Annotated in this window: 20 protein-coding genes and 1 pseudogene; 15 read left to right on the top strand and 6 right to left on the bottom strand. The window is 72.7% G+C overall.

From position 1 onward, the window contains the following. The first annotated feature begins 26 nt into the window (after positions 1 to 26). Positions 27 to 1,523, top strand: a complete 1,497-nt coding sequence (locus F4556_RS02850; protein WP_184911376.1) for an alpha/beta hydrolase — start codon at positions 27 to 29, stop codon at positions 1,521 to 1,523. Between the two features lie 60 nt (positions 1,524 to 1,583). Continuing rightward, positions 1,584 to 4,499 (top strand): FAD-binding and (Fe-S)-binding domain-containing protein, encoded by a 2,916-nt coding sequence (locus F4556_RS02855; protein WP_184911377.1) that lies wholly within the window; start codon positions 1,584 to 1,586, stop codon positions 4,497 to 4,499. A gap of 22 nt (positions 4,500 to 4,521) precedes the next feature. On the opposite strand, the gene F4556_RS02860 is transcribed toward F4556_RS02855, so the two are convergent. Then, on the bottom strand, positions 4,522 to 5,814 hold the full coding sequence (locus F4556_RS02860; RefSeq protein WP_184911378.1) for a preprotein translocase subunit SecY: 1,293 nt from the start codon (positions 5,812 to 5,814) through the stop codon (positions 4,522 to 4,524). After that, the gene (locus tag F4556_RS02865) at positions 5,811 to 6,314 is read right to left on the bottom strand and encodes a DUF4188 domain-containing protein (RefSeq protein WP_184911379.1); all 504 of its coding nucleotides are present in this window, start codon (positions 6,312 to 6,314) and stop codon (positions 5,811 to 5,813) included. The genes F4556_RS02860 and F4556_RS02865 overlap by 4 nt, the downstream gene beginning before the upstream one ends. 108 nt (positions 6,315 to 6,422) lie before the next feature. Between F4556_RS02865 and F4556_RS02870 the strand changes: the two genes are divergently transcribed. From F4556_RS02870 to F4556_RS02885, 4 genes are all read left to right on the top strand, one after another. After that, the gene (locus tag F4556_RS02870; protein ID WP_184911380.1) at positions 6,423 to 7,064 is read left to right on the top strand and encodes a MerR family transcriptional regulator; all 642 of its coding nucleotides are present in this window, start codon (positions 6,423 to 6,425) and stop codon (positions 7,062 to 7,064) included. Positions 7,065 to 7,184: 120 nt separating this feature from the next. After that, positions 7,185 to 7,748, top strand: a complete 564-nt coding sequence (locus tag F4556_RS02875) for a dihydrofolate reductase family protein (protein ID WP_184911381.1) — start codon at positions 7,185 to 7,187, stop codon at positions 7,746 to 7,748. Positions 7,749 to 7,791: 43 nt separating this feature from the next. Beyond that, positions 7,792 to 8,130: a hypothetical protein gene (locus tag F4556_RS02880; protein WP_184911382.1), complete on the top strand. Its 339-nt coding sequence runs from the start codon at positions 7,792 to 7,794 to the stop codon at positions 8,128 to 8,130. Between the two features lie 38 nt (positions 8,131 to 8,168). Beyond that, the gene (locus F4556_RS02885; RefSeq protein ID WP_184911383.1) at positions 8,169 to 9,494 is read left to right on the top strand and encodes a serine hydrolase domain-containing protein; all 1,326 of its coding nucleotides are present in this window, start codon (positions 8,169 to 8,171) and stop codon (positions 9,492 to 9,494) included. On the opposite strand, the gene argB is transcribed toward F4556_RS02885, so the two are convergent. Next, a complete protein-coding gene (argB, locus tag F4556_RS02890; RefSeq protein ID WP_246510954.1) occupies positions 9,466 to 10,365 on the bottom strand; it encodes an acetylglutamate kinase in 900 nt (299 codons plus the stop codon). The genes F4556_RS02885 and argB overlap by 29 nt on opposite strands. Before the next feature lie 284 nt (positions 10,366 to 10,649). On the opposite strand from argB, the gene F4556_RS02895 reads away from it, so the two are divergent. After that, positions 10,650 to 11,963, top strand: a complete 1,314-nt coding sequence (locus F4556_RS02895; RefSeq protein WP_184911384.1) for a tetratricopeptide repeat protein — start codon at positions 10,650 to 10,652, stop codon at positions 11,961 to 11,963. Between the two features lie 12 nt (positions 11,964 to 11,975). Here F4556_RS02895 and F4556_RS02900 read toward each other — a convergent pair whose 3' ends face one another. Continuing rightward, positions 11,976 to 12,389: a MarR family winged helix-turn-helix transcriptional regulator gene (locus tag F4556_RS02900; protein ID WP_184911385.1), complete on the bottom strand. Its 414-nt coding sequence runs from the start codon at positions 12,387 to 12,389 to the stop codon at positions 11,976 to 11,978. A gap of 76 nt (positions 12,390 to 12,465) precedes the next feature. On the opposite strand from F4556_RS02900, the gene F4556_RS02905 reads away from it, so the two are divergent. The 3 genes and pseudogenes from F4556_RS02905 to F4556_RS02915 all read left to right on the top strand — a co-directional run. Continuing rightward, positions 12,466 to 12,702, top strand: coding sequence for a hypothetical protein (locus tag F4556_RS02905; protein ID WP_184911386.1), 237 nt, complete (start codon positions 12,466 to 12,468; stop codon positions 12,700 to 12,702). Between the two features lie 255 nt (positions 12,703 to 12,957). Continuing rightward, on the top strand, positions 12,958 to 15,243 hold the full coding sequence (locus F4556_RS02910; RefSeq protein ID WP_184911387.1) for a hypothetical protein: 2,286 nt from the start codon (positions 12,958 to 12,960) through the stop codon (positions 15,241 to 15,243). A gap of 32 nt (positions 15,244 to 15,275) precedes the next feature. Beyond that, a pseudogene (locus tag F4556_RS02915) lies at positions 15,276 to 15,398 on the top strand (methionyl-tRNA formyltransferase); the annotation flags it as partial. 11 nt (positions 15,399 to 15,409) lie between these two features. Here the strand turns inward: F4556_RS02915 and F4556_RS02920 are convergent. After that, on the bottom strand, positions 15,410 to 16,222 hold the full coding sequence (locus tag F4556_RS02920) for a DUF4184 family protein (RefSeq protein ID WP_184911388.1): 813 nt from the start codon (positions 16,220 to 16,222) through the stop codon (positions 15,410 to 15,412). 120 nt (positions 16,223 to 16,342) lie between these two features. Next, positions 16,343 to 17,749 (bottom strand): dihydrolipoyl dehydrogenase, encoded by a 1,407-nt coding sequence (gene lpdA / locus F4556_RS02925; protein ID WP_184911389.1) that lies wholly within the window; start codon positions 17,747 to 17,749, stop codon positions 16,343 to 16,345. 233 nt (positions 17,750 to 17,982) lie between these two features. Here lpdA and F4556_RS02930 point away from each other — a divergent pair, with 233 nt between their 5' ends. From F4556_RS02930 to F4556_RS02950, 5 genes are all read left to right on the top strand, one after another. Beyond that, positions 17,983 to 18,957, top strand: a complete 975-nt coding sequence (locus F4556_RS02930; RefSeq protein WP_184911390.1) for an SMP-30/gluconolactonase/LRE family protein — start codon at positions 17,983 to 17,985, stop codon at positions 18,955 to 18,957. A gap of 188 nt (positions 18,958 to 19,145) precedes the next feature. Then, positions 19,146 to 19,349, top strand: a complete 204-nt coding sequence (locus F4556_RS02935) for a hypothetical protein (RefSeq protein ID WP_184911391.1) — start codon at positions 19,146 to 19,148, stop codon at positions 19,347 to 19,349. Positions 19,350 to 19,611: 262 nt separating this feature from the next. Then, positions 19,612 to 20,250 (top strand): hypothetical protein, encoded by a 639-nt coding sequence (locus F4556_RS02940; protein ID WP_184911392.1) that lies wholly within the window; start codon positions 19,612 to 19,614, stop codon positions 20,248 to 20,250. Beyond that, positions 20,237 to 21,937, top strand: a complete 1,701-nt coding sequence (locus F4556_RS02945; protein ID WP_184911394.1) for a GH3 family acyl-acid amido synthetase — start codon at positions 20,237 to 20,239, stop codon at positions 21,935 to 21,937. The genes F4556_RS02940 and F4556_RS02945 overlap by 14 nt, the downstream gene beginning before the upstream one ends. Then, the gene (locus tag F4556_RS02950; RefSeq protein WP_184911395.1) at positions 21,934 to 22,851 is read left to right on the top strand and encodes a class I SAM-dependent methyltransferase; all 918 of its coding nucleotides are present in this window, start codon (positions 21,934 to 21,936) and stop codon (positions 22,849 to 22,851) included. The genes F4556_RS02945 and F4556_RS02950 overlap by 4 nt, the downstream gene beginning before the upstream one ends.

The raw sequence follows: 22,851 nt of genomic DNA on the forward strand, positions 1-22,851 counted from the left end.
CGGGCGGGCAACAGGAGGAGAGAATCATGACCGCGTTCGTGCTGGTGTCGGAGAGCTTCACCGGGGGCTGGGTGTGGCAGGACGTGACCGAACGGCTGCTGGCCGCGGGTGCCGAGGTGTACCCGGTGACCCTCACCGGCCTGGGTGGCCAGGACCAGGCCGGGCCCGGCACCGACCTGGAGACGCACGTCGCGGACCTGGTCCGGCTGATCGACGGGGTGGCCGCGCCCGAGCTGGTGCTGGTCGGCCACGGCTACGGCATCCACCCGGTGCTGGGCGCCGCCGACCGCCGGGCGGAGCGGATCACCCGGATCGTCTACCTGGACGCGGGCCTGCCGCAGGACGGCGACGCGGCCCTCGCCCTGATCGCGGACCCGGCGGTCCGGGAGGAGTTGCTGCACCCGACCGACAGCGGCTGGGCGATCGCCCCGCCGGCCGCCGACGGGTGGCAGCACTGGGGCAGCGTCGAGGGCCTCTCCCCGGAGGCGCTGGCCCGGCTGACCAAGCTGGCCGCGCCGCAGCCCCGGGGCACCCTGACCCGGCCGCTCGAACTGACCGGCGCGGTCGCCGCCGTGCCGACCACCGGGATCATCTGCACCGCGAGCGGGCTGAGCATCGCGGTGATCGAGCAGCTGGTGGCCGCCGGGCCGCCGCAGTTCCGGGTGCTGGCCGATCCCGAGGTGGGCTTCTTCGAACTGGCCACCGGGCACTGGCCGATGCTCTCCGTCCCGGCCGAGCTGGCCGAGACCCTGCTCAAGGCCGCCGCCGGTGAGGGGCACCGGATCGCCCCGCCGACCGATGAACTGCCGGTGTTCCTGCGCCCGTTCCTGCTGGACCTGCCCGAGCGGCCGCGCGAGCGGCTGGACCGGGTGGACCTCTACCTGCCCGAGGGCGAGGGACCCCACCCGGCGATCGTCTTCGTGCACGGCGGCCCGATCACGGCCGACCTGCGGCCCACCCCGCGCGACTGGCCGGCGTTCGTCGGCTACGGCCGGTACGCCGCGAGCCAGGGCGTGGTCGGGGTGACGGTGGATCACCGCCTGTACGGGCTGGCCGACTACCACCGGGCCGCCGAGGACGTCGCGGCCGCGGTCGAGCTGGTCCGGGCCGACCCCCGGGTGGACGCCGACCGGGTCGCGGTGTGGTTCTTCTCCGGCGGCAGCCTGCTCAGCACCGACTGGCTGGCCGCGCCGCCGTCCTGGCTGCGCTGCCTGGCCGCCAGCTACCCGGTGCTCGCACCGCTGCCGAGCTGGGGCATCGTGGACCCGCACTTCACCCCGACGGCCGCCGTCGGCGGCGCGGAGCGACTGCCGGTCGTGCTGACCCGGGCGGGCCTGGAGTCGCCCGAGATCGCGGCCACCGTCAAGGAGTTCCTGATCACCGCCGAGGACGCCGGAGTCGAGGTCGAGGTGGTCGACGTGCCGAACGGCCACCACGGCTTCGACGTGCTCGACCACACCCCCGAGTCGGTGCAGGCGCTGGAGCTGGCGATGAACGCCGTACTGACGCACCTGCGGCGCTAGGGCTTCTCCTTCGGGTATAGCTGGACACCGTCCGTCGGAGTCGAGGAGAGGTTGCCGCCCATGCCGCTGCTGGAGCCGGACCCGGAGGCCCTGCGGCCGACCACCCTCGCGCCGCCCGCCCACGACCGGGTGGACGCGGGCCGGGCGGGCGGCACCCCGGCGGGGCTGCGGGACGGTCTGACGGCCCTGCTCGGCCCGGGCAAGGTGCTGAGCAAGGTCTCCGACCTGGTGAAGTACGCCTCGGACGCCAGCCCGTACCGGTTCGTGCCGCAGGTGGTGGTCGTCGCCGAGTCGGTGGCGGACGTGTCGGCGGTGTTCGGGTACGCGCACCGGCACGGGCGGCACGTGGTGCTCCGGGCGGCGGGTACCAGCCTCAACGGGCAGGCGCAGGGCGAGGACATCCTGGTGGACGTCCGGCGGCACTGGGCGGGCATCGAGGTCGAGGGCGACCGGGCCAGGATCAGGCCGGGCACCACGGTGGCCCGGGCGAACGCCACGCTGGCCCGGCACGGGCGGGTGCTCGGCCCCGACCCGGCCAGCGCGATCGCCTGCACGCTGGGCGGGGTGGTGGCGAACAACTCCTCCGGGATGACCGCCGGGACCACCCGGAACTCCTACCGCACGCTCGCCTCGCTCACCGTCGTGCTGCCCTCCGGCACCGTCGTGGACACCGCCGCCCCGGACGCCGACCGGCTGCTGGCCGAACGTGAACCCGCGCTCTGCGCCGGGCTGTTGGCGCTGAAGGCGGAGATCGAGGCGGACCCCGCGCTGGTGCGGCGGATCCGGGCCAAGTACGAGATCAAGAACACCAACGGCTACCGGCTGGACGCTTTTCTGGACGCCTCGACCCCGGCCGCGATCCTGCGCGGGCTGATGGTGGGTTCGGAGGGGACCTTCGGCTTCATCGCCGAGACGGTCTTCGACACCCTCCCGCTGCACCGGCTGGTCTCGGCCGCGCTGCTGTTCTTCCCCTCGCTCCGCGCGGCGGCCGCCGCCGTCCCGCGGTTCAACGAAGCGGGCGCGCCGGCCGTGGAGTTGATGGACGGCAACACCCTGCGGGCCTCGGCCGCCGTGCCGGGCGTACCGGACGACTGGGCCGGACTGCCGAAGGAGACCGCCGCGCTGCTGGTGGAGTTCCGGGCCCCGGACGAGGGGGCGTTGGCGGCGGCTGAGCAGGTGGCCGCCGGGCTGGTCGAGGGGCTGCCGCTGATCGCGCCGGTCGCCTCGGCGACCAACGCCTTCACCCGCGACCCGGCCACCGTCGGCGGGTACTGGAAGGCCCGGAAGGCTTTCGTCACCGCGATCGGCTCGGCCCGCCCGCCGGGCACCACCCTGATCACCGAGGACTTCGCCGTCCCGCCGTCCCAACTCGCCGACGCCTGCGAGGCCTTGCTCGCGCTCCAGGCCGAGCACGGCTTCGACGCCGCCGTGGCCGGGCACGCCGCGCACGGCAACCTGCACTTCCTGCTCGCCTTCGACCCGGCCGACCCGAGCGACCTGGACCGGTACGCCGCCTTCATGGCCGCGTTCTGCGAGCTGACGGTGCGCCGGTTCGACGGCTCGCTCAAGGCCGAACACGCCACCGGCCGCAACGTCGCGCCGTTCCTGGAGCTCGAATGGGGACCGCAGGCCACCGAGTTGATGTGGCGGACCAAGCAACTGATCGACCCTCAGGGCATCCTGGCGCCGCAGGTGGTGCTGGACCGCGACCCGGGAGCCCATCTGCGCGGACTGAAGACCATCCCCCGGGTGGAGCCGATCGCCGACCCGTGCATCGAGTGCGGCTTCTGCGAACCGACCTGCCCGAGCGGTGACCTGACCACCACCCCGCGCCAACGGATCGTGCTGCGCCGCGAGTTGATGCGCCAGCCGGCCGACTCCCCGGTCGGCGCCGAGCTGCTGGCCGCGTACGGCTACGACGCCGTGGACACCTGCGCGGGCGACTCCACCTGCCGGCTGGCCTGTCCGGTGGGCATCGACACCGGCGCGCTGATGCGGGAGTTCCGGCACCGACGGCACTCGCCGCGCGAGGAGCGCGCCGCCGCGCTGGCCGCCGAGCACTTCGCCGCGGTGGAGCGCTCCGCCCGGCTCGCCGTCGGCGCGGCCGGGCGGATCGGCGACCGGCTGCTGGAGACGGTGACCGGCGCCGCCCGACGGGCCGTCCGGCCCGATCTGGTACCGGCCTGGCTGCCCGGGCTCCCGGGCGCGGCCGAGCGCGCCATGCCGCCGACCACCCGTCAGGGCGCCGCCGCCGTCTACTTCCCCGCCTGCGTGAACCGGATCTTCGGCGAGCCGACGGGCCATCAGGGCCCGACCCTGCCCGAGGCGCTGGTCGCGGTCTCGGCCCGGGCCGGAAAGCCGGTCTGGATCCCGTCCGACCTGGCCGGCAGGTGCTGCGCCACCATCTGGCACTCCAAGGGCTACGACCGGGGCAACGCCGTGATGGCCGAGCGGATCGTCGAGGCGGCCTGGGGCTGGACCGGCGGCGGCCGATTGCCGCTGGTGGTGGACGCCTCCTCCTGCACGCTCGGCATCGCGCACGAGGTGGTCCCGTACCTGACCCCGCACAACCGCGAACTGCACGCCGCGCTCACGGTGCTGGACTCGGTCGTCTGGGCAGCGGGCCTGCTGCCCGACCTGACGGTGCTGCGCACGGTCGAGTCGGCCGTACTGCACCCGACCTGCTCGATGCGGCACCTCGGTGACGAGGAGCAGCTGCGCGCGGTCGCGGCGGCCTGCGCGGACGAGGTGGTCACCCCGGACGACGCGGGCTGCTGCGCGTTCGCGGGCGACCGGGGTCTGCTGCACCGGGAGCTGACCGAGTCGGCCACCGCGCGCGAGGCCGCCGAGGTGACGGGCCGTGAGTTCACGGCCCATCTCTCGGCGAACCGGATGTGCGAGGTCGGCATGGAGCACGCCACCGGCCGCCCGTACCACTCCGTGCTGCTGGAACTGGAGCGGGCCACCCGGCCGTAGCACGTTCGTGGATATGGCCTGTCTACCTGCGGGCCTGACCGGGCGTCTGAGGACGGATCACCCCGAGGAACTCGGCCTGCTCGGTGATCCGCGCCGCCACCGCCGCCCCGAGCCCCGCCACCAGCAGCAGGCCGATGCCGTTGAAGGGGTGGCGGTCCGCCGTCCCCAGCACCGCCGGGAGCGCCAGCGGCAGCAGCGCGACCGCCCCCGCGAGGACCGCGCCGGACAGCGCGATCCGTAGCTGCAGGTAGGCGAGGTAGTCCGCCGTGTTCGGGCCCGGCCTGATGCCCGGGACGAACTGTCCCTGCCGCGTCAGGCGGTCGGCCGCCGCCACCACGTCGAGCCCGGCGATCGACGCGGCGAAGGTGAAGCAGGTCACCAGGACCAGACACCCTGTCAGATACCAGGGGCTGCCGGGCCGCAGCGCGGCGGCCAGCGCCTGCAGCCACCCCGCACCCGGCCAGCTCCTGGCCGCCAGTGCGGGCAGCACGAACAGCGCCGGCGCGAGCCAGACCGCCGGGCCGAGCCCGATCCGGTCGAAGGCGATCGGCAGGTACGTGGACGCGGCACCGCCCGGACTGCGGCCGACCATCCGCTTGGCCCGCTGCACCGGGACCCGGCGCTCGGCCCTGCGGGTCAGCACCGTCGCCGCCGCCACGATCGCCCCGACCGCCAGCACCAGGGCGAGCACCCCGGCGAAGGCCGGCCCGCCGAAGGACGCCCGGAGGCTCCCGAGCTGACCGGGGAGGACCGCGAAGGCCTGGGTGAGGAACAGCACCGACGGCCCGCTGCCGACTCCGTGAGTGGTGATCAGCTCGCCCAGCCTCATCACCAGCACGGTGCCGCCGGTCAGGCAGACCGTCAGGGCGAGCAGCGTGAGCCCGCTCCGGTCGCGCAGCACTCCCGCGCCCGGGCCGACGTGCCCGCCCGCCGCCGCCAGCACCAGCAGCGCGCCCAGCAGGCCGCCCACCCCGGCGGTCAGCACCCGGGTGAGCCGCTCGAGCCGGACGGCCCCGGCCCGCCCCTCCCCGCCGAGCGCCGCCAGCCGCGGGCCGGCCCAGACGAGCAGCAGCAGGACCACCTCGGCGAGCTGCCCCGGCACCACGCCGAGCGCGAGGACCGACATCCGCTCCAGCCCACCGCCGGTGAACAGCGCGGCCAGGCCGTGCAGTTGGTCACTCCGCCCGGCCTCGGCCGCGGCGAGCGCGGCCACGTCCACCCCGGGCAGCGGCAGGCTCTGCCCGAACCGGAACACCAGCACCGCGCCGAGCGTGACCAGCAACCGCCGCCCGAGCACCCGGGCCGGGGCGCTCACTTCTCGCGCTCCCGTCCCGCCCGCTCCAGCCGCTCGCGGGCGGTGGCGCCGCGCCGTTCGATCGGCAGCACGCCGGTGGCGGCGGCCAGCCCGTACGGCGGCATGTCCCCGTAGATCGTCTCGTAGGAGCCGGGCGGCACGATGTAGGTCTCGTGCCAGATCCCCACGTGCTGACCGGACTTCTGCTCGACGCGGTTGATCATCGCCCAGGCCCTGCGGTGCCGCCGGTCGGGCGCGGCGGCGTACGCCAGCAGCTTCTCCTTGGACTCCCAGTACTGGACCAGGTAGTAGGTCCGCGGTGAACCGCTGAGCATCTGACAGCCCAACAGGCCGCTCTCCTTGTCCCGAGAGAGCTCGCGCAGCATCCCGGGCATCGAGACGGCGACGGGCAGCCAGCGGTGCACCGCCCAGAAGTGGTTGATCCGCATACCGAGCAGGAAGAGGACGACATCTCCCTCGGCTGCGGCGGTGGTACGACCGGGATTCGGCTTGGCGAACACGGCACCCCCCTGGTGACCGGGGCGGCACTGTCGCGGCCACCCATGGTTGGATAGTCTGACTATTCAACAGACGGGATAGTGACACTATTCAATGAAGGGCACAAGAGGATGCGGCTTGCCGATCTGAGCGAGCAGAGCCAGGTCTCGATCGCCACGATCAAGTACTACCTGCGCGAGGGCCTGCTGACGCCGGGTCACCTGGTGCACACCACCCAGGCCGAGTACGACGAGTCGCACCTGCGCCGACTGCGGCTGGTCCGCGCGATGATCCAGGTCGGACGGATCCCGGTGGCCACCGTCCGCGAGGTGCTGGCCCAGGTCGACGACGACTCGCTGAGCCGCACCATCCGCCTCGGCGCCGCCCTCTGGGCCCTCCCCCGGGCCGCCGAACCGGAGCCGGACGACCCGGCGGTGATCGCCGCCACCCGGGAGGTCAACCGGATGCTCACCCGGCTCGGCTGGACCGACGCGGCCGAGCTCGGCCAGCTCTCACCCGTCTACCGCGAGCTGATCACCTCGGTGGCCTCGCTCAACCGGCTCGGCTACCCGCTGGACGCGGACGACCTGGCCCCGTACGCCGAGCAGATGGAGCGGACCGCCGTCCACGACCTCGACCGGATGGAGCGGCACGACACCCCGGTCGAGCAGGTCGAGTCCGCCGTCGTCTCGGCGGTCCTGTTCGAACCGGTCCTGCTCAGCCTGCGCCGCCTGGCCCAGGAGCAGGAGGCCACCCGCCGCTTCGGCCTCTGACACCAGCCCTGAGACTCGGCAAAAAAAGATCGGCCGCCGATGTCGAGAACCCGCGATCGCCTCCGACGTAGGGGTGACGGCGCGCCGACGGGGTGCGCGGGCAGAGAACGGGACACCACCATGGGCAAGCTGATCCACTTCGTGCACCAGTCGCTGGACGGCTTCATCGAGGGGCCGCAGGGCGAGTTCGACTGGCCGCTGATGGGCCCGGAGCTCTCCGCCTACTCGCACGAGCTGACCGGTGGCGACAAGGTGTTCCTGTACGGGCGGGTGGTCTGGGACATGATGGCGGGCTTCTGGCCGGAGGCCGAGAAGTACTCGACCCACGAGCACGACCTCGCCTTCGCCCCGATCTGGCGGGCGGCGCCCAAGGTGGTGGTCTCCCGCACCCTGGAGAAGGCGGACTGGAACACCCGGGTGATCGGCGAGAACGTGGTCGAGGAGCTGACCGCGCTCAAGGAGTCCGGCGTCACGCTGCTGCTGTTCGGCGGCTCGAACCTCGCCGCCCACCTCACCGAGCACGGGGTGATCGACGAGTACCGGGTCTTCGTCCACCCGGTACTGCTCGGCGGCGGCAAGCCGGTCTTCCAGCCGCAGCAGCAGCGGATCGGCCTGGAACTGGTCGAGTCGCGCGTCCTCGACGAGCAGGTGGTCATGCTCCGGCACCGGCGCACCGCCGGCTGACGGTCCGTCGACATCCCGCGGGGTCGGTGCGAGGCTGGTGGACGTGTTCCGTCACTCCGAGCGTCTCCGGCGGCTGGCCGACCGGGACGGCGTCACCGTCCACACCGCCGACCGCACCGGCCCGCCGGATGAGTGGACGGTGCGGCTGACGGCGCCGACCGGCCGGACCACCGCTGCCTGGGCCTTCCGGGCGCCCGGCGACGAACCGCCCCGGGTCGGCGACGTCCTGGAACAGTGGCTGAGCATCGCGACCCGGCACCACCCGATGCTTGCGGTACCCGAACCCGTCCGGTCCGCGCTCGCGGCCGACCTGGGGGCACTGCTCGGCGACCGCCTCCCGGAGTACCTGGCCGGCCTCGGCCGAGCCGAAAGATCAAGCTAGGTTGGGCCCTGACGGTGTATCCGAAAGGGAGGGTGACCATGCTCGACGGTCTGGCAGACCACTGCGCCGAGGCGCTCCGCGCACACGGGTGCCCCTCGGTCTCGGTCGCGGTGGCCTCGCACGGTGAGGTGGTCCTCGCCGAGGCGTACGGCCTGGCGGACGTCGCCGCCGGGGTCCCGGCCACGCCCGGCACGGCGTACGGGCTGGCCTCCGCCACCAAGCCGGTCACCGCCACCGCCGTCTGCCTGGCCGCCGACGACGGGCTGCTGGACCTGGACGCCCCGGTCCCCGGCAGCCACCGGTGGCCCGCCCCGACGGTGCGTCAGCTGCTGCAGCACCGGGGCGGCTTCGCGGCCCACTACGACTTCCACTACGGCGAGGGCGCGGGCCCGATCGACGCGGACCACTACGCCGTGCTGTTCCGGGAGCCGGGCTCCGGGTTCGAGTACGCCAACCTCGGCTACCAGGCGCTCGGCCGGCTGCTGGAGGAGGTCACCGGCCGATCGCTCGCGGAGTTCGTCCGGGAGCGGGTGACCGAGCCGCTCGGGCTGACCGGCTGGCACCTCGGGCCGTCCTGGCCGGGCCCCACCCCGGCGGCGGTCCGGTACACGCCCGACGGCCGCGCCTACCCCGGGCGCTGCGCCACCAGCCACCCCGGGGCCACCGAGGGCTGGGCGACCGCGACCGACCTGGCGCGCTTCGGCCAGGACTACGAGCGCCTGCTGAAGCCGGAGACGCTGGCGGCCGTACGGGCCGGCCTCCCGCTCAACCCCCACCTCGGGTACGGGCTGGGCTGGTGCGTGTCCTCCGGCGACGGGCCGGTGGTGCAGAGCCACGGCGGCGGCATGGGCGGCGTGGCGGCGATGCTCGCCACGGTGCCGGAGCAGCGGCTCTCGGTGGCCGTGCTGACCAACAGCACCGACAAGGCGGCCCGCGACTCGATCGTCAGGTACGTGCTGACCGCCCTGGTCCCGGGGTACACGGACGAGCGGATCGCCCCGGTGACCGAGGACCCGGCCCGCCCGATGGACCTGCCGCCGGGCCGCTGGACGGGCACCGTCGGCACGCCGGAGGGCGAACTCCCGCTGACCGTGGAGATATTGCCGGACCGTACGGTACAACTCCGGCTGAGCGACGGTCAGCAGGCCACCGCCCCGGCCACCGCCTCCCGGGCGTACGACCTGCGGGCGCACTTCCCGCTGCAGCTGCCGACCGCCGACGCCCGGATCGGCAGCCCGCAGCTTGGTCTCGAACTCCGTCTCGACCAGGGCCGGTTGACCGGCGCGGCCCGTACGTTCAAGAACGGCGACGGCGAGGGCCTGCTCGGGAACTTCCTCAGCCACCCCTGCGAGCTGAGGCCATAGCTACCGCACTCCGCGCGGCGTCCGGCACCACCAGGGTCCCGGTGGGGTCGGCGCCGAAGGAGCGCAGCAGGCTGTGCCGGACCCGGCCGTCCAGGACCCGGGCGGTGGCCACGCCCGCTCGGACCGCCCGCAGGCAGCCCTCCATCTTCGGCACCATGCCGGTGGTCAACTCCGGCAGCAGGGCGTCGAGTTCACTGGTAGTCAGCCGGGTGATCAGCGAGCCGGGGTCGGGCCAGTCGGCGTACAGGCCCGCCACGTCGGTGAGCATCAGCAGGCGGGTGGCGCCGAGCGCGATCGCCAGTGCGGCCGCGGCGGTGTCGGCGTTCACGTTGTAGACGTGGCCGTCGGCGCCCCGGGCGATCGAGGAGATCACCGGGATCCGACCGTCCGCGAGCAGCGCCCGCAGGGCGCCCGCCTCGACCTGGACCACGTCGCCGACCAGCCCGATGTCCACCGGCTCGCCGTCCACCACGGCGTACCGCTTCACGGCCGTCATGGTGTGCGCGTCCTCGCCGGTCATGCCGACCGCGAACGGGCCGTACGCGTTGACCAGCCCGACCAGCTCGCGCTGGACCTGACCTGCCAGCACCATCCGCACCACGTCCATGGTCTCGGGCGTGGTGACCCGCAGACCGGCCGTGAACGAGGACTCCAGGCCGAGCCGCCCGAGCTGGGCGCTGATCTGCGGGCCGCCGCCGTGCACCACCACCGGGTACAGACCGGCCTGCCGGAGCAGCACCACGTCGGCCGCGAAGGCGGCCTTCAACTCCTGGTCCACCATGGCATTTCCGCCGAACTTGACCACCACGATGCTGCCGCGGAACCGCTCCAGCGACGGCAGCGCCTCCAGCAGACCGACGCGACTGCTCAAAGCTCCCCCAAGGCAGACATGGACCGACCGAAGCCGGTCAGGTAAGGCTTACCTTAGCTGCTGTCGGCGTGAGTCGTCACACCGTCGGTTCCATCCAACGCGCCGCGAGCGGCCCGAGGATGGCCGACAGAAGAACACCGGCGGGACACCGGCCTGCTGTTCACCTTGACCAGGCCGTAACCGGTTTGCCCCCGGCCGGGCGAATCGCGATGATCGAGCCGAGCTACGACCGTCGGACGAGCGTTCCAGCGCCACCTGAGTCGTGACCACCGACCACCCGGGAGATGTCTGTGAACACCGAACTGTCCGAAGCCTGGAGCCTGTTCGACTCCGGCGACCCGCAGGGCGCGATGCGGGCCCTGCGCGCCGCGGCCGACGGGCTGCCGTCCGCCGAGCTTGCGCCGCTGGCCGGGCGGCTGGCCGCCGCGGCCGGCTACGACGACCTGGTCGAGGCGGCGGCCGCGCTGGCCGGCCGTCCGGACGGGGCCGCGCAGCTCTACGACTTCGGCTACGCCTGCATCGAGCGCGGGGTCTCCCAGCTCGCCGTCCCCGCCCTCCGGCAGGCGCTGACGGTGAGCCTGAGCCGGCCGCCCCGTCGGCGCCTGTTCGGCCGCGGCCGGCCCAGCCCCCGGCAGGTGCTGCTGGAGCTGGCCGTCGCGCTGGAGGACGGGCAGCGGCACGCGGAGGCGGTCACCCTGCTCCAGGAGCACGACCGGCTGACGGCGGACTGGCCGGACCGCTACCTGCTGGTCCACAACGCCCTGATGGACGGTCGGCTCGACCTGGCCCGCCAGGTCTTCGGCTCGCTCGGCGCACCGGACGAGGACTGGGACGAGCCCGCCGACCGGATCCGCCGCACGCTGGCCCGGGCCACCGACGCCACCCCCGCCGACCGGCAGGACCTGCGCGGCTGGCACTACACCCTGACCGGCGGCCTGCTCACCACCCTCTCGCCGTACGGCTTCCAGGCCGGGATGACCGGCCGCTGGGCCTACCTGCGCGACAGCTTCGAGTCCTGCCGCCACGGCCTGGACCGGCTGCGCGCGGTGCTGGCCGCCACCGGCCGTACGCCCGCCTCGGTCGCCCTGCTGCCGGACCGCGGCAGCCACGCCCTCGGCCTGGCGGCCGCCCGGCTGCTCGGCCTGCCCGCCGCGCCGTACCGGCCCGGGACGCCGGGCGCGCTGGTGGTGGCGTACGACCTGAACAACTGTGACCCGGAGCTGGTCGCGGAGCTGTTCGAGCGCGCGCCCGACGAGATCCTCTACGAGCACGCCACCTGCTGGACCGACTCGCCCGCCGTCTCGGCCGACATCTCCACCCTGCTGGCCCAGGTGGCGATCGCCCCCTGGGAGTCCGGCATGGCGTTCACCGAGGACGGCGAGCCCAAGGACGACCCCGCGGACGAGCGCTCGCCTGAGCAGCTCGCGGACGCGATCCTGGCCGACGCGGCCGAGCCGGACGAGGGCGACGGCGAGACCCCGGCCGACCCGGAGCAGGCTCTCACCGCCTTCGCTGCCCGGGTGAACGGCAGCTGGCTCACCGGCTCCCGGGACCGGATCCGCTCCGCCGGGCCGGTCCGCAGCTCCAGCTTCGGCTGACCCCGACGGGCCTCAGCTCGCCAACCGGCCGAGCAGCGACGCGAGTTGGGCCCGTTCGCCGTCGGTGAGCGGGGCCAGCACGTCCGCCTCCACCGCCGCCAGCTCCTCGGCCAGCTCGGCCAGCAGGGCGCGGCCCGCCGGGGTCGCCGAGACGTTGATCCGGCGCCGGTCCGTGGCTGACCGGGTGCAGGCCAGGTAGCCCTGGCTGCCCAGGTCGTCGACCACCTTGACGATGTCGCTGGGGTTGATGTCCAGCCGGGTGGCGAGTTCACCCTTGGAGAGCGAGCCCGCCGCCACCAGCGCCTCCAGCACGGCCACGTGCCACAGCCGCAGCCCGCGCCGCGCGACGCTGGCCGTCAGGCTGGCCCGCGCGGTCCGGCCGGTGCTGGACATCAGATAGGTCGTCAGACCGAGCAGCCGGGTCATCCGGGCCGCCTCAGGCGCAACGCGGGCCTGCCGGCCGACAGTTCGACATTCATGGTTAGGCAAGGCTAACCTGACCATGGAACCACGTCAACGCCCGCCCCGCTCCCTGATGATCCGTCACGAGGACCGGCCCGGTGCCCTCGGCACCCTTGCCGGCAGCCCGACCACCCGCGCCGCCATCCGCCCCATCACAGACGCCCTGCCGTCGTCGGTCCGGACGCTCGCCGTCCTGGCGCCCGGGGGCACAGCCCTGTGCGTCTCGGTGCTCGCCCTCCCCGGCCGACGGGACGGGATTTACCTGAGTGGTGGGTGAGTTCGAACCGGTCAAGGCGATCCGCCACATCATCAAGGAGCAAGGACTCGCCCGCCGCGACTGCCCTGTCAAGGGCTAAGGGCTAAGGGCTAAGGGCTACTGGCGCCGGTAGCGAACCGGCTGCTGCAGGCGCTGCAACTCACCTTCCCGGCCTCGTCCATCACCGCCATGCGAGGGGTGTCACTCCCACCCGCCGAGCCGGAAGCCTTCTAACCTCAGGCGGTAAGTATTCAAACCAATCGCCGAGGTGACACTATGGCACCGGATGACCCCACCGCCAATTGGTCGGAGCCGGAGCGCAGGCTCCATGCCGACGTCCTCGCCGGACGGCCGACCGTCCTGGGAAGCGGCGACGCCAGATTCGGCGGGGGCTGGGGCCCGGAACGAACGATCCGCGGCGAGGTGCTCCGCCGGCTGCTCACCGACGCGGGGCTAGCGCCCAACCTGGTTCGGCTTCGCCTTGGCGGAGCCAGAATCACGGGCTTGCTGGACCTCGAAGCGTCCACTCTCAACGGCACCCTTGAGCTGACGGGCTGTCATGCGGATGAGGCAATCAACCTTGAGCAGGCCACTGCCCAAGGGGTCTACTTGGAGACCTGCTCGCTCGCCGAGCTCCGTGCGGCACAGCTGCACACCGTGCACAGTCTGACCCTGAGGGACACCTCCTGCGGGCGCATCCGGCTGACCGAGGCCAAGATCGATGGGCGGCTGGTACTGCGCGGGGCCACGGTGGCGCCGGCCGGAGATGTGAAGTACGCCCTTGACCTGGCTGGAGTTTCGATCGGCGCCTACGCCTCGTTCTCCGACCTGACGGTTGCGGGAACCACACATCTCACCGGAGCTCACATTGGTGGCCGGCTCAGCCTCCGAGGAGCACAGCTTCGGAACCGAGGCGGGCAGGCGCTGCTGGCCCTCGATCTGGAGGTGCGGGAGACTGCACTGCTCGACCGGGGATTCGTCTCCGAAGGCAGCGTCGATCTCACCGGCTCGGTCATCGGCGGGTCGCTCGAGCTCAGTGGTGGCACCTTCGAACACGCTGGGGCCACACCCGCGTTGGACCTGGCCAGGATCACCATCAAACAGAACATGCTCTGCCAGGACGGATTCACCGCGCGCGGGCGGGTGCTGCTCGCAGGGGCGACCATCAGCGGGAACCTCATGTGCGACGGCGGCCAGTTCCTCCACCCCTCGGACACGGCGATCGATGCCGCTGGCCTCACCGTCGGGCGGGACGTCTTCCTGAGACGGGCCCAGTGCGAACAGGAGACCGACGGGGCCGCTTTCCTGGCGGAGGGGAAAGTGCTGCTGGCCGACGCCGTCATCCACGGAACCCTCGACTGCCGTGGCGGTACGGTCACGCAGACTGGCACGGGAGAGGCTGCCCTCAACGCCCGGGGAATGAAGGTGACCAGAGACCTCCTGCTCGGCCACGGCTTCAGCGCTGCCGGAAAGGTCGACCTGGTCGGTTCAGAGGTCGGGGGACGCGTTGTTCTCAGCAAGGGTGCGTTCCACAACCCCGGAGGAGTAGCCATCTCCGCTCGGCAACTCATCGTCAGAACCAGTTTGCTGCTGACGGACGATTTTCTCGCACACGGCCAGGTCGACCTGTCGGGCGCCTTCGTCGCCGGGAGACTGGTGGTCGGCGGCAAGATCTACAGCCCGGGCGAGGAGGCGCTGATCCTGGACCGGGTACGAACAGGGCAGGACGTGGAGTTCGAGTCGGGCCTGCTTGTCGAGGGAACGCTCTGCATGCGGATGGCGCAAGCCGGCGCGGGGCTCACAATGAAGTCCCCGAGCCTGAGCCAGGGGCGCGAGGGCCTGGCACTGACTCTGCGGGGAACGGTGATCGAGGGGGCACTAACCCTGGTCTCCATCGAGTCTTTGGAGGGCCGGGTCGATCTGCGCCAAGCGAGAGCCCAGACTCTGATCGACAATCCGAAGTTCTGGCCCGACCGCAACGTGCTGTTGGCGGACTTCATCTACCAGTCCCTCGCTGACATCGACACCCTGGCGGTGGACACGCGGATCAAGTGGCTCACGCCGCCGGATCCGGACGGCTACTCATCTCACACGTATCAGCAGCTCGCATCTGTCTACCGCGCGGCAGGACGGGACGACCGGGCCCGGAAGGTCCTCTACGCCGGCAAGAAGGCGCGCCCGGTGCACGGCTGGGCAAAGGTCGGATCGAAACTGCTGCGCTACACCGTGGGTTACGGCTACTACCCGGCACTCTCACTCGTCGTTCTCGGGCTGGCCGAGATCGCGGGATGGATCTTCTTCTCGTTGCAGCACGAAGCCCTCAGACCTGCCGCCGCGCTCATGTCCGCCTACGGCAGTGCCACGGAGGCCAAGGTCCACTTTCAGCCGTTCCTCTATACCCTCGACCTCCTGCTCCCGGTGGTGAGTCTGGGCCAACGTGGCATGTGGCTCCCCCAGGGAGCCGCCAGCTGGGTGGTCGCGGCACTTACGGTCCTCGGATGGGTACTGGGAGCCGTACTGGCCTATGGACTCGGCACTGCCTTTCAGCGCCGGTCGAGCTGAGCGGCAGGAGCCTCGCTCCGTCTCCAGCCAGAGACGCCCGCACCGGCCGCAACCACGGCCTGGCCGTCACCCGGGTCCGCACCGAGGACGGCCGGGAGCTGGGCGCCACCGAGTCCCTCACCCATATGGGCAGCTACCTCGCCGAGCGGCCCTGACCGAGCACCGGCTACCAGGTCCGCACCCGGGCCGCGACGGCCCGCGCGACCAGGGCGTGCGCCACCAGCGCGGCGCCGATTCCGGCCACCACGCCGAACGCGGTGGTCGGGATCAGGTCCCAGCCGGAGGCGCCGGGGTAGGCGTCCGTCCAGCGGTCGATCCGCAGCGCCGCACCGACCACCGCGCCGGCGGTGACCACGCCGAGCACCGCGAGCCGGGTGGCCCGGCTGTACGCGGGGGCGGGCAGCGGCGCGACCCGCTCGGCGTCGATCAGCCGCAGTTCGCGCACCAGGTACCAGCCGAGCCCGGCCAGCGCGACGGCCGAGGAGCCGTACTGCAGCACCGTGAACAGCGGCTGACCCGCCAGCCGCCACTCCGCCAGGAACGGCAACAGCCGCACCCCCGCCCGGTCGTGGTGGGTGAAGGCGTCCCAGCCGACGTGGGTGGCCGCGCCGATCGCGCAGGACAGCAGCAACCAGCCGGTCTCCCTGGGCAGTTCGGACCGGGGACGCTGCGCGGCGGTCAGCCGGTCGGCCGCCCAGGCCCAGCGCACCGGCAGCAGCGCGACCAGCGGCGCCCGCAGCAGACCGTGCCAGAGCAGCACCAGCAGCGCGGCCAGCAGCACGTCCAGGGTGGGCACGCCCCACCAGGAGTGGGTCTGCTCGCCGAAGCCGTACAGCTCCGGGGCCAGCGAGGCGAGGAAGTAGGGGAGGTCGGGGACGAGCGACCCGGCCACCAGCCCGGAGGCGATCAGTCGGCCTCGGCCTCGCCCCTGGGACAGCAGGGGAAGGATGGCGGCGGGGTGACTGAAGGTGAACGGCACGGCCATACCGTACCCAACTTGCCTGGTCAGCCCAAGGGGTGAAGCCGGATTACCTTGTTCCGGAACAGCCTCCGGAACAGCCGGAGGGCGGGCCGGAGTTCCGGCCCGCCCTCCGTCGGATCAGAAGTTGATCATGTGCCCGGCCAGGCCGTGCACGGCTTCCTTGACGGCCTCGCCCAGGGTCGGGTGGGCGTGCACGTTGCGCGCCACCTCGTGGACGGTCAGGTCCCACTGCTGAGCCAGCGTCAGCTGCGGGAGCAGCTCGGTGACCTCGGGGCCGATCAGGTGGGCGCCGAGCAGCTCGCCGTGCTTGCCGTCGCTGATCACCTTCACGAAGCCGACCGCCTCGCCCAGGCCGTGCGCCTTGCCGTTCGCGGTGAACGGGAACTTCGCCACCTTGACGTCGAAGCCGCGCTCGCGGGCCTGCGCCTCGGTCCAGCCGAAGCTGGCGATCTGCGGCTGGCAGAAGGTGGCGCGCGGGATCATCACGAAGTCGAGCTCCATGGTCTCCGCGCCCGCGATGGTCTCGGCGGCCACCACGCCCATCGCCTCGGCCGCGTGAGCCAGCATCAGCTTCGCCGTCACGTCGCCGATCGCGAAGATGTGCGGCACGTTGGTGCGGCCCCGCGCGTCCACGTCGATCGCGCCGCGCTCGGTCAGCGCGACACCGGTGCGCTCCAGGCCGTAGCCGGTCACCCGGGGCGCGAAGCCGATCGCCTGGAGCACCTTGTCGGCCTCCAGCACCTCCTGCTGCCCGTTCCGCGAGACGGTCACCTTGACCTTGGCCGCCGGGTCGCTGTCGTCGATCCCGTCCACCCGGGTGGAGGTGAGGATCTGGATGCCCAGGCGGCGGTACCGCTTGGCCAGCTCGGCGGAGACCTCGACGTCCTCCAGCGGCACCGGCCGGTCCTGGAACTCGACGATGGTCACCTTGACGCCGTAGTTGTGCAGCACGTACGCGAACTCGACGCCGATCGCACCGGCGCCCGCGATGATGATGCTCTCCGGCAGCGTGTCGGTGAGGATCTGCTCCTCGTACGTCACCACCCGCTCGCTCAGCGAAGTGCCGGGCAGCAGACGGGTGGTGGACCCGGCCGCGATGATGCAGTGGTCGAAGGTCAGCGTCTCGGTGCCGCCCGCCGTGAGCGCCACCGACAGGGTGCGGTCGTCCAGGAAGGTGCCCCGGCCGTTGAACTCGGTGATGCCGTTCTTCTTCATCAGGTAGTGCACGCCGGCCGCCCGGCCGTCGGCCACCTTGCGGCTGCGGCGGTGCGCGACCCCGTAGTCGAAGCTGACCGTGCCGTCGACCTTGATCCCGAAGGTGTCGGCCTCCTGCTGGAAGATGTGCGCCAGCTCGGCGTTGCGCAGCAGCGCCTTGGACGGGATGCAGCCGACGTTCAGACAGACGCCGCCCCAGTACTTCTCCTCGACGACCGCCGCGCGCAGGCCGAGCTGGGCCGCGCGGATCGCTGCGACATAACCACCCGGGCCGGCCCCGAGGACGACGAGATCGAAATGCGTGCTCATGTTTCCTTCTCCGTGCCAAGTGCGTCTGTGAGGGTGAACCGGGTTCGGTGCCAACCCGTGGGGTCAGCCTGACACACCGGCGGTCGGCGCTTGCGGGCCAGGGCCGCCATGATCGCCGCGACTGGATCCGGACCTGCCCGCACCGCTTGTGCAGAGGAGCGGATCGGCGGTACGGACCACCCCCGACTGTGCTGGAGTGGCGCCAACACTTCACGGGGGAAGGACGTTTCCGCATGTCCGAAAACATGTCACGCCGCAACCTGCTGGGCCTCGGCGCCGCCGTCGGCACCAGCGCCCTGCTCGGCGCCACCCTGCTGGGCTCCACCGCGCACGCGGCCGACCGGACCGGCGACCGTTGGCCGGACGAGTTCGCGCTGCCCAACGGCTTCCGGCCCGAGGGCATCGCCATCGACTCCCGAGGCCGGGCCTACTTCGGCTCGCTCGCCGACGGCGCCGTGCACCGGGTCGACCTGGCCACCGGCCGGGGTACGGCGTTCAGCGCCGGACCCGCCGCCGGCACCCCTTCGCTCGGAATGAAGGTGGACGGCCGCGGCCGCCTGTTCGTCGCCGGTGGCCCGGGCGGCGACGCCCGGGTGCTCGACACCAGGACGGGCGAAACACTGGCCTCGTACCGGCTGGCCGCCGGGGACGACACCTTCGTCAACGACGTGGTGCTCACCCCCGAGGCCGCCTGGTTCACCGACTCCTCCCCGGCGGTGCTGTACGGGCTGCCGTTCGGCCCCGGCGGGCGGCTGCCACGCCCTGACCAGGTCGTGCACCTGCCGCTCACCGGCGAGTTCGACCAGGCGCCGGGCACCTTCGGCGCCAACGGCATCGAGACCACCCCCGACGGCTGCGCCCTGCTCGTGGTCAACATGACCACCGGCAGCCTCTTCCGGGTCGACCCGCGCAGCGGGGACGCCCGGAAGGTGGACCTCGGCGGGGAGAGCCTGACCCGGGGCGACGGCCTGCTCCGGCAGGGCCGCGAACTCTTCGTGGTGCGCAACACGATCAACGAGATCGCGGTGCTGCGACTGGACCACACCGGGCGCAGCGGCCGGCTGACCCGCCGGATCACCGACCCGCGGTTCCGGATCCCGACCACCGTCGCGGCCCTCGGCAACCGGCTCTACCTGCCGAACGCCCGCTTCGACACCGAGCCGCTGCCGGGCACCGACTACAACGTGGTCGCCGTCCCGCGCGGCTGACGCCGGGCTAGGCCGGCCCTCGGCCCCGCCCTCGATCCCCGACCCACCGGAGTCACCGGCCGTCCGGCGTAACCCGTGGGCCGGGGATCGGTTGTGCTGGTACGGAGTGCGGGCACCGGTTCCCCGCGGCGAGTCGGCACGGAGGTACATCAGCAGTGAGCAGTGAACGTGGTACCAGGAGCGCCCCGGTGGCGTTCCCGTCCCAGGGCAACGGCAGCGCCGGTCAGCGGGCGGCCGCCCAGATGCTGGGGCTGCGCGACGTGGTGCTCCCGGCGGCGGTGGTGACGGCGGCGGTCGAGCTGCTGGCCGAGCGCCTCGACGACCCCGACCCGGTGACCCGGGAGGCCACCGCGGTGGTGGTGGCCCGGCTGCGGGCGGCGGTCTCCGCCTGACGGGCCGTCCGCTCGTACGTACCCGGGAACGAACCGTCAGGTGCACGAGCCAATCCGACCCCCGGCACGCGGTCAACCCCTGCCCCGCGGCCAGGGGTCACCTGGTCAAGTAGCAGGGGGGCACCCCTCGTTGACTGGGTCGCGTGCCCTTGGCATGGTCGAATGTCACAAGGCGGCAACGGCGACCGGAGGGCTTCCCTCCAGCGCGTCGTACCCGGTCCCGCCCCTCCCTCCCACACCCCCTGTGAAGGAGCGCCGAGCCATGCCCGGAACCAGTCCGGCCTTCTGCGTCCTGGTCGGCCCCGACTACGCAGGCAAGTCCTCGGCGCTGTCCCGGCTGCGGAGATCCGACCTGCCCTGGCGGACCCTCTCGGTCGACGACGACCGCCTCGCCCCCGAGCACGCGCTGCTCGCCCGGCTGCGGCGTGACGTGGTCCGCGAGGTGGCCGGGCAGGCCGGGGCCTGGTCGCCGGACTTCCTGGTCACCATGCTGCAGACCGCCGTCGTCCACCTGCGGGACCGGCTGGCCGAGGACCCGACCGCCCCGGCCGTGATCGACTCGTACTACTACAAGCTGCTCGCCAAGGCCCGGCTGGCCGGCGCGGACGGCAGTGAGCTGCTCGGCTGGTGGCGGTCCTTCCCGCAGCCCCGCCGGGTGCTCTACCTCGACGTGCGGCCCGAGACCGCCTGGCGCCGCAGCCGGGGCGGCGCCGCCCTCAACTGCCTGGAGTACTACGGCGACCGGCCCAGCTGGGACGGCTTCCGCCGTTACCAGAGCGACCTCGCCAAGACGATGCACGACGAGATCTCCCACCTTCCGGTCACCGTGATCGAGCAGCAGGACGACCCGGACCTGACCGCGGAGTCGATACGAAAGGTGCTCGCAGATGAACTCGGCTGAGGCCTGGCAGGACCCCGACCGCCTGCTGCGCTACCGCGAACGCGTCTTCCTGGAGCGGGCCCGGCTGCGCACCGCGCTCGCCGACGCCGACGGTCACCGGCGCCGCGTACTGGCCGACCTTCTGGAGTTCAACTCCGGTACCCAGTACGGAAAGCAGCACGGCTTCGACCGGATCCGCACCCTGGACGACTTCCGCAAGGCCGTCCCGGTGCAGGACTACTCCACCCTCGGCCCGTGGATCGAACGGGCCGCCGCCGGTGAGCCGAACGTACTGACGGCCGATCAGCCCGCCGTGTACTTCACCAGCAGCGGCACCACCGGGGCGCACAAGAAGATCCCGGTCACCCCGCGCTTCATGCGCACCACCTTCTTCCCGTTCTACTTCGCCGCCTGGGCACCGCTGCTCGAACACTTCCCCGACGTGCTGGACCGGCCGGACGCCGTGCTCAACCTGAAGCATGACCCGCTCTCCGCACCGCCCACCACCGGCGACGGCCGGCCCCATGTCGGCGCCAGCCAGGTCGACTTCGGGTCCCGGTTCGGCGAACCGCTGTCGGCGGAGCCCGGCACCGGCGCCCCCTGGGCTACCCTGCCGGTGCACGTCGAGCCCGGGGCGCACCTGGAGCGGATGTACCTGCGACTGCGGCTCGCGGTGGAGAGCGACGTGCGCTGCGTGATCGGGATCAACCCGGCGATGATCGCGGCCCTGCCGTACCAGCTCGACCTGTGGTGGCCGAGGATCGTCCAGGAGGTCGCCGACGGCACCCTGGGCGGCGTGCCACACCGCGCGCCCAACCCCCGCCGGGCGGCCGAACTGGAGCGGCTCGCCGCCCGGCGCGGCACCGTCCGCCCGGGCGACGTCTGGCCGCACCTGCGGGCGCTGTTCTGCTGGACCACCGGGCTCGCCTCGCTCTATCTGCCCAGGCTGCGCGAGGAGTTCGGCGCCGGGGTGACGGCGCTGCCCGCCCCGGTGGCCGCCTCCGAGGGGCCCACCGGCGTGGCCCTGGACCGGCACGGCAGCGCGGGCAGCCTGGTGGTGACCGCCGCCGTCCACGAGTTCGCCGACGCCGACCAGGACCTCGGCCCCGACACCGCCACCCTCGATCCGCGGGAGCTGGAGGTGGGCCGCGACTACCACGTGGTCTTCAGCCACGTCGGCGGCCTGTACCGGTACTCCGTCGGCGACGTGGTCCGGGTGGTCGACCGGGTGGACGGGGTGCCCCGGGTCGAGTACACCGGCCGCAGCACCCGCTCGAACGCGGCCGGTGAACGCCTGCGGGACGGCCAGGTCACCCGGGCACTGGCCGGCGCGCTCGACCGCACCGGCCTGGAGCTGCGCAACGTCGCCTGCCGGGTCAGGACCCAGGACCCCTCTCCCGCCTACGAGTTCGCGATCGCACCGCGCACCCCGTGGAGCACCGAGGAGACCACCCGGTTCGCCGCGCTGCTTGACGAGGGCCTGCGCGCCGAGTCCGCCGACTACCGGGCCGCCAGGTCCGGGCCCGGGCCACGGCTCGGCGACCCGACCGTGCTGCGGCTCGACCCGGACGCCTTCCTGCGGGACTGGCAGCACACCGTCGGCACCGGAATCCGGCCGACCCAGGTGAAGGACCGGCTGTTCCGGCAGGACCCCGAGCAATGGAACCGACTCACCGGCCGCCCGGCCGCCGAAGGGAAGCCCGCATGACCACCGCGCCCGACACCACGTCACCTGACACCGTCTCGGCTGAGGCCACCTCACTCGCCATCGCCGCGCTGGACGCGGTGGAGCGCACCTCGCTGCTGACCGCCGCCCTGCGGGCCACCGAGACCCAGCGCGCCGACCGCCTGTACGAGGACCCGTACGCCGCCGCCCTGGCGGGCGAGACCGGTCTCGGGCTGCTCGCCGCGGTCCGGGCCGCCACCTTCCCGCCCGCCGGGGCGCGGACGGTGCCGAGCACGCCCGACTACAACGCGATCCGCACCCGGTTCTTCGACGACTACCTCCAGGCGGCGGCCGCCGACCCGGAGACCACCCAGATCGTGCTGGCCCCGGCCGGGATGGACTCCCGGGCCTACCGCTTCGACTGGCCGTCCAGGGTGCGCTGGTTCGAGGTGGACCGGCCGGCCGTGCTGGCCTACAAGGAGCAGCAGCTCGGCGAGTTCACCCCGCGCGTCGACCACCGCCGGGTGGCCGTCGACCTGACCTCGCCGGACTGGGAGGAGCAGCTCATCACGGCGGGCTACGACCCGTCCGTCCCGTCCACCTGGCTGCTCGAGGGGCTGCTCTACTACATCCCCGAGGCCGACACCCACCGCATCCTCCAGCGGGTGGCCGCGATCTCCGCGCCCGGCAGCCGGATCGCCGCCGACATCGTCAACGCCGAAGCGCTGACGCACCCTCAAATGAAGGCGCTGCTCGACGTGTTCGCGGGCTGGGGCTGCCCCTGGCTGTTCGGCAGCGACGAGCCCGAGGCGCTGTTCGACACCTACGGGTACACCGCCGAGGCGGTCCAACCCGGCGAGTCCGGTGCCGACTTCGGCCGCTGGCCCGACCCGGTGCCGCCGCGCGAGGAGCGCGGAGTGCGGCGGGTATTCTTCGTCCACGGGAGGCGGAACTGA

This window comes from Kitasatospora gansuensis (genome assembly GCF_014203705.1).
Lineage (GTDB): Bacteria > Actinomycetota > Actinomycetes > Streptomycetales > Streptomycetaceae > Kitasatospora > Kitasatospora gansuensis.

Coding starts and splice junctions, on each gene's coding strand:
- F4556_RS02850 (WP_184911376.1), top strand. CDS start 27: ATGACCGCGTTCGTGCTGGTGTCGGAGAGCTTCACCGGGGGCTGGGTG.
- F4556_RS02900 (WP_184911385.1), bottom strand. CDS start 12,389: ATGACCCGGCTGCTCGGTCTGACGACCTATCTGATGTCCAGCACCGGC.
- F4556_RS02870 (WP_184911380.1), top strand. CDS start 6,423: ATGCGGCTTGCCGATCTGAGCGAGCAGAGCCAGGTCTCGATCGCCACG.
- F4556_RS02905 (WP_184911386.1), top strand. CDS start 12,466: ATGGAACCACGTCAACGCCCGCCCCGCTCCCTGATGATCCGTCACGAG.
- F4556_RS02885 (WP_184911383.1), top strand. CDS start 8,169: ATGCTCGACGGTCTGGCAGACCACTGCGCCGAGGCGCTCCGCGCACAC.
- lpdA (WP_184911389.1), bottom strand. CDS start 17,749: ATGAGCACGCATTTCGATCTCGTCGTCCTCGGGGCCGGCCCGGGTGGT.
- F4556_RS02930 (WP_184911390.1), top strand. CDS start 17,983: ATGTCCGAAAACATGTCACGCCGCAACCTGCTGGGCCTCGGCGCCGCC.
- F4556_RS02895 (WP_184911384.1), top strand. CDS start 10,650: ATGTCTGTGAACACCGAACTGTCCGAAGCCTGGAGCCTGTTCGACTCC.
- F4556_RS02940 (WP_184911392.1), top strand. CDS start 19,612: ATGCCCGGAACCAGTCCGGCCTTCTGCGTCCTGGTCGGCCCCGACTAC.
- F4556_RS02875 (WP_184911381.1), top strand. CDS start 7,185: ATGGGCAAGCTGATCCACTTCGTGCACCAGTCGCTGGACGGCTTCATC.
- F4556_RS02945 (WP_184911394.1), top strand. CDS start 20,237: ATGAACTCGGCTGAGGCCTGGCAGGACCCCGACCGCCTGCTGCGCTAC.
- F4556_RS02910 (WP_184911387.1), top strand. CDS start 12,958: ATGGCACCGGATGACCCCACCGCCAATTGGTCGGAGCCGGAGCGCAGG.
- F4556_RS02950 (WP_184911395.1), top strand. CDS start 21,934: ATGACCACCGCGCCCGACACCACGTCACCTGACACCGTCTCGGCTGAG.
- F4556_RS02855 (WP_184911377.1), top strand. CDS start 1,584: ATGCCGCTGCTGGAGCCGGACCCGGAGGCCCTGCGGCCGACCACCCTC.